Raw genomic sequence first — 4,540 nt, 5'->3', positions numbered from 1 at the left:
GTTCAAGTCGTAGAGCCACACAATAGCTGTCGTCCCCGCGGGGGCCGGGGCCCCTACGCCGTGCGAGCAGTTCTACGAAGACTCGGAGTTTGCGGCGCGCGCGACGACTTTTCCCAGTGGCTATGGGCCCCCGCCCCCCGGGGCCAATTTCCCCACTGGGCGGGCACGACTACGTTCACAACGGCGGATCGATCGCCTCGTCGTATTCCTTCTTGAAGCGCGCGATCATTTCGGCGGCGGGCACGATGCCGTCGATGCTGCCGACGCCTTGGCCCGAACCCCAGATCTCCTTCCAGGCTTTTGGCTTGGCGCGCTCGCCGGAGGCGTCGGTGCCGAAGTTCATCTTGGAGGGATCGGAGGTCGGCAGGTTCTCCGGATCCATACCGGCGGCGAGGATCGACGGCTTCAGATAGTTGCCGTGCACGCCGGTGAAGAGGTTGGAATAGACGATGTCGTCGGCCGTCGCGCCCGCGATCATCTCCTTGTATTTCTCAACCGCATTAGCTTCCTTGGTGGCGATGAAGGCCGAGCCGATATAGGCAAAGTCGGCGCCGAGAATGCGCGCGGCGCGGATCGCCTTGCCGTTGCCGATCGCGCCCGACAGCGCGATCGGGCCGTCGAACCATTTTCGTGTCTCGGCGACGAACGCCAAGGGCGAGATCGTGCCGGCATGGCCGCCGGCGCCCGCCGCGACCAGGATCAGGCCGTCGGCGCCCTTCTCGATCGCCTTGTGCGCAAACTTCTGGTTGATCACATCGTGGAAGACGATGCCGCCCCAGCCGTGCACCGCCTGATTGAGCTCCTCGCGCGCGCCGAGCGACGAGATGATCATCGGCACCTTGTACTTGGCGCAGAGCTGCATGTCGTGGTCGAGCCGGTTGTTCGACTTGTGCACGATCTGGTTGACCGCAAACGGTGCCGACGGCTTGTCGGGATGCGCGCGGTCATAGGCCGCGAGCTCTTCGGTGATGCGCGCCAGCCACTCGTCAAGCAGCTCCGGCGGCCGCGCGTTCAGCGAGGGGAACGAGCCGACCACGCCAGCCTTGCACTGCGCGATCACGAGATCGGGCACCGAGATGATGAAGAGCGGCGAACCGATCACGGGGATCGACAGGCGTCCCTTGAACAAGGCAGGCATGGACATTGCGAGACGATCCTCTTTTGGCGGTCACATCGAAATTGGGGGCCATACCAACAAGGCAATCTTTCCACTGTCAAGTATTGCGTTTTGGCGCCGTGGAGGGACGCCGTTACCGCAATTCCAACGCGCGGAATTCAGCGCGGGACGACGCCATCACGCAATCAAATCCGGATTGATCAGCCGCTCGAACGAGAACATCTCGTCCCATTTCTCTTGAGTCAGCAGCTTGCGCTCGACCACGACGATCTGGTGCAGCGACTTGCCGCTCTTGTAGCCCTCGCGCGCGATCTCGGCGCATTGCTTGTAGCCGAGCAGCGGCTTCAGCACCGTAACGATACCCAACGAGTTCAGCACCATGTTGCGGGTATGCTCAGCATTGGCAGTGATGCCGATGACACAGTTCTCGCGCAGGCTGTTGACCGCGCGCTCCATGGTGCGGATCGAGAAGAACAGCGCGAACGAGATCACCGGCTCCATCACGTTGAGCTGGAGCTGACCCGCGGATGCCGCGAGCGTCACGGTGGTGTCGAGCCCGATCACGAGGAAGCTGGTCTGGTTGACGACCTCGGGGATCACAGGATTGACCTTGCCGGGCATGATCGAGGAGCCCGGCTGAAGCTGCGGCAGGTTGATCTCGTTGAATCCGGCACGCGGGCCCGAGGCGAGCAGGCGGATGTCGTTGCAGATCTTCGTCAGCTTGCTCGCGGTGCGCTTGAGGACGCCGGAGAGCTGTACATAGGCGCCGGTATCCGACGTCGCCTCGACGAGGTCGCCTGCAAGGATGAAGTCGACGCCGGTAAGCGCGCTCAGATGCCGGACCGCGAGCTTGGGATAGCCGTGCGCCGCGGTGACAGAGGTGCCGATCGCGGTAGCGCCGAGATTGATCTCGCGCAGCAGCGCGCGGGCCTCGGAGATTCGATCGACCTCCTCGCCCATGGTGGTGCCCCAACCGCGGAATTCGGCGCCGAGTGACATCGGCACCGCGTCCTGCAAATGGGTGCGCCCCATCTTCAGCACGCGATCGAACTCCCTGCCCTTGGCGAAGAACGCCTCCTGGAGCTGACGCAGCGCCGTCATGTAGCTCTCGAGCCGCAGGATCAGCGCCAGCCGAAAGGCGGTCGGATAGGTGTCGTTGGTCGACTGGCCGTAATTGACGTGATCGTTGGGGCTGACGTGCTGGTAGTCGCCCTTCCCGAAGCCGAGCGATTCCAGCGCGAGATTGGCGATCACCTCGTTGGCGTTCATGTTGGTGGAGGTGCCGGCCCCGCCCTGGATGAAGTCGGTGACGAACTGGTCCATCATATCGCCGGCGATGACGCGATCGCAGCCCACGATGATGGCTTCCGCGACTTTGGCGTCCACCGCGCCGAGATCGCGGTTGGCCATCGCCGCGGCCTTCTTCACGTAACCAAGCGCCTTCACGAAGTAAGGCTCCTGGTTCATCGGAATGCCGGTGATATGGAAGTTCTCCTTCCCGCGGATGGTCTGGACGCCGTAATAGATGTCGTCGGCGATCTCACGCTGTCCGAGGAAGTCCTGCTCCGTGCGGCTCATGGGCGCTCCTTGCTTGCTCGCGCGACGTCCTCAGTTCTGACACAGCGCGCTGGTGACGAAGGTATCGGTGCGGCAGTCATCCGGTTTGCGTTGCCTGCCCGGGATCAGAACCTTGGCCGAGCACTTTTCCGCGGAATCGGCATTCAGGCTCTTGCCTTCCGTGTAGCCCTTGCTCTGGCAGAGTTTATCGGCGGCGAGCTTGCAGTCGGGCGCGCCGTTCGACGAGGCCGGACAGGCCACGCGCCCCGACACCATGGTCGACGGCTTCGCCAGGCGCGACAAATCGTTCATGGTCTCGCTCGGGCTTTTGATCGGCGGCAGGATCGAGGGCAGCTTCTCGAACAGCTTGCCCATTTCGTTGATCAGCCCGGGATTTTCCTCATGCGCCGGCGGCGACGAAGGAGCTGTCGAGGGCGCCGGTGCGGCCTGGGGTCCTTGCTCCTGCAAGCCGAGCGCCGGCGGCGCGGATTGCGGCCATCCGGTACCACCGGTACCCAGCAGGAGCGAAAGCACCGCAAATGTCAGCGTCCCCAGTCGCAGGACCGGAATGCCGGATGAAAGCATCATGACGCCAACCGTAGCCGAACCTGGCGCGGTGGCAAAGCGCCTTGGGGTTAGATCAATTTGACGGCGACGACAAAGCCGAGCACGAGCACCGCCGCGCCGATTGCCACCACCAATCCGAGATGCTTCTCGATCCTGACCCGGATCCAGTCGCCGTAGCGGTTGAGCAGGATCGCCACGATAAAGAAACGCCCGCCACGCGCCACGATCGAGCACAGGATGAAGAGCCCGATATTGTAGCCGGCAAAGCCGGACGTGATGGTCACGAGCTTGTAGGGGATCGGTGTCAGGCCCTTGAGCAGGATGATCACGGCGCCCCATTCGGCATAGGAGGCGCGGAAGGCGTCGACCTTGCCGCCGAGGCCATAGACCTCGATCAGCCAATGGCCGACCGAGTCGAAGAGCAGCGCACCGATGGCGTAGCCCAACAGGCCCCCCAGCACCGACGTGGCAGTGCAGATCGCCGCATAGACCCAGGCGCGCTGCGGGCGCGCCAGTGACATCGGGATCAGCATCACGTCCGGGGGGACGGGAAAGAAGGAGCTTTCAGCGAAAGCCACGGCGCCCATGATCCAGAGCGCGTAAGGCTTGTGAGCGGCGTCGATGCACCAGTCGTAGATACGTTTCAGCATGGCGCCGCGATGAAGCACCATGGGACGGATTTGTCCATGCCGAGATGGGACCGATTTGTGCCAATACTAGTGGCGCTTGCGGGCGGTGCGGCCTTCGAGCGCGACGATAGGCCGCCTGGCGGCGACGCGCGGTGACGCAACTTTGGGCAGCTTCATCGCCGATTTCGGCAGTTTCTCCGCGATGCCGAGCATGTCTTCACGCCGCGTCATCTCGCGCCAGACGTCCTCGGGGCGCACGCCGGCCGAGGCCCACAGCACGGTGAGATTGTAGAGCAGATCGGCGCTTTCCCGGACCACGGCCTCGGTGTCGCCATTGACCGCATCGATGACGACCTCGATGGCCTCTTCGGCCAGTTTTTTCGCCATTTTGGACGGCCCACGCTGAAACAGCCGGGCCGTACGCGATGTTGCCGGATCGAGATCTTTGGCCGCGAGCACAGCCAGATATAGCCGCTCAAGCGAATCACTCATATACGCAAAGCTACTCTAAACCCATAGCGGGGACGTTAACGCACGACAACAAAAGCAAAAAGCCGGGGGGGGGGGGGGGGGCCCCCCCCCGCGGGGGGAAAAAAAGGAAAACAAAAAAAAAATAAAAAGTAAATTTTAAAATTGGGACCCCCGCCGCCGGGGTTTTGGGGGGGCCCCC

Annotated in this window: 5 protein-coding genes; all 5 read right to left on the bottom strand. The window is 63.1% G+C overall.

All coding sequences use genetic code 11. From position 1 onward, the window contains the following. Positions 1–175: 175 nt before the first annotated feature. The gene (locus tag AC0L3P_RS26385) at positions 176–1,144 is read right to left on the bottom strand and encodes an NAD(P)H-dependent flavin oxidoreductase (protein WP_473266210.1); all 969 of its coding nucleotides are present in this window, start codon (positions 1,142–1,144) and stop codon (positions 176–178) included. A gap of 150 nt (positions 1,145–1,294) precedes the next feature. Next, positions 1,295–2,695, bottom strand: coding sequence for an aspartate ammonia-lyase (locus AC0L3P_RS26380; protein ID WP_473306356.1), 1,401 nt, complete (start codon positions 2,693–2,695; stop codon positions 1,295–1,297). A gap of 30 nt (positions 2,696–2,725) precedes the next feature. Continuing rightward, complete coding sequence (locus tag AC0L3P_RS26375) at positions 2,726–3,262, bottom strand: hypothetical protein (RefSeq protein ID WP_473306353.1); 537 nt, start codon at positions 3,260–3,262, stop codon at positions 2,726–2,728. 47 nt (positions 3,263–3,309) lie between these two features. Further along, entirely contained in the window at positions 3,310–3,912 is a 603-nt protein-coding gene (locus tag AC0L3P_RS26370) for a YqaA family protein (protein WP_275170877.1), read from the bottom strand. A gap of 45 nt (positions 3,913–3,957) precedes the next feature. Continuing rightward, on the bottom strand, positions 3,958–4,362 hold the full coding sequence (gene hisE, locus AC0L3P_RS26365) for a phosphoribosyl-ATP diphosphatase (protein WP_275170876.1): 405 nt from the start codon (positions 4,360–4,362) through the stop codon (positions 3,958–3,960). Between the last annotated feature and the right edge of the window lie 178 nt (positions 4,363–4,540).

It is taken from the genome of Bradyrhizobium sp. WSM4874 (genome assembly GCF_055811835.1).
This window is presented reverse-complemented; position numbering and strand designations above follow the sequence as displayed.

What these genes read in the sequence shown, in the direction of transcription:
- AC0L3P_RS26385 (WP_473266210.1), bottom strand. Translation starts at nt 1,144, where the DNA reads ATGTCCATGCCTGCCTTGTTCAAGGGACGCCTGTCGATCCCCGTGATC.
- AC0L3P_RS26380 (WP_473306356.1), bottom strand. Translation starts at nt 2,695, where the DNA reads ATGAGCCGCACGGAGCAGGACTTCCTCGGACAGCGTGAGATCGCCGAC.
- AC0L3P_RS26375 (WP_473306353.1), bottom strand. Translation starts at nt 3,262, where the DNA reads ATGATGCTTTCATCCGGCATTCCGGTCCTGCGACTGGGGACGCTGACA.
- AC0L3P_RS26370 (WP_275170877.1), bottom strand. Translation starts at nt 3,912, where the DNA reads ATGGTGCTTCATCGCGGCGCCATGCTGAAACGTATCTACGACTGGTGC.
- hisE (WP_275170876.1), bottom strand. Translation starts at nt 4,362, where the DNA reads ATGAGTGATTCGCTTGAGCGGCTATATCTGGCTGTGCTCGCGGCCAAA.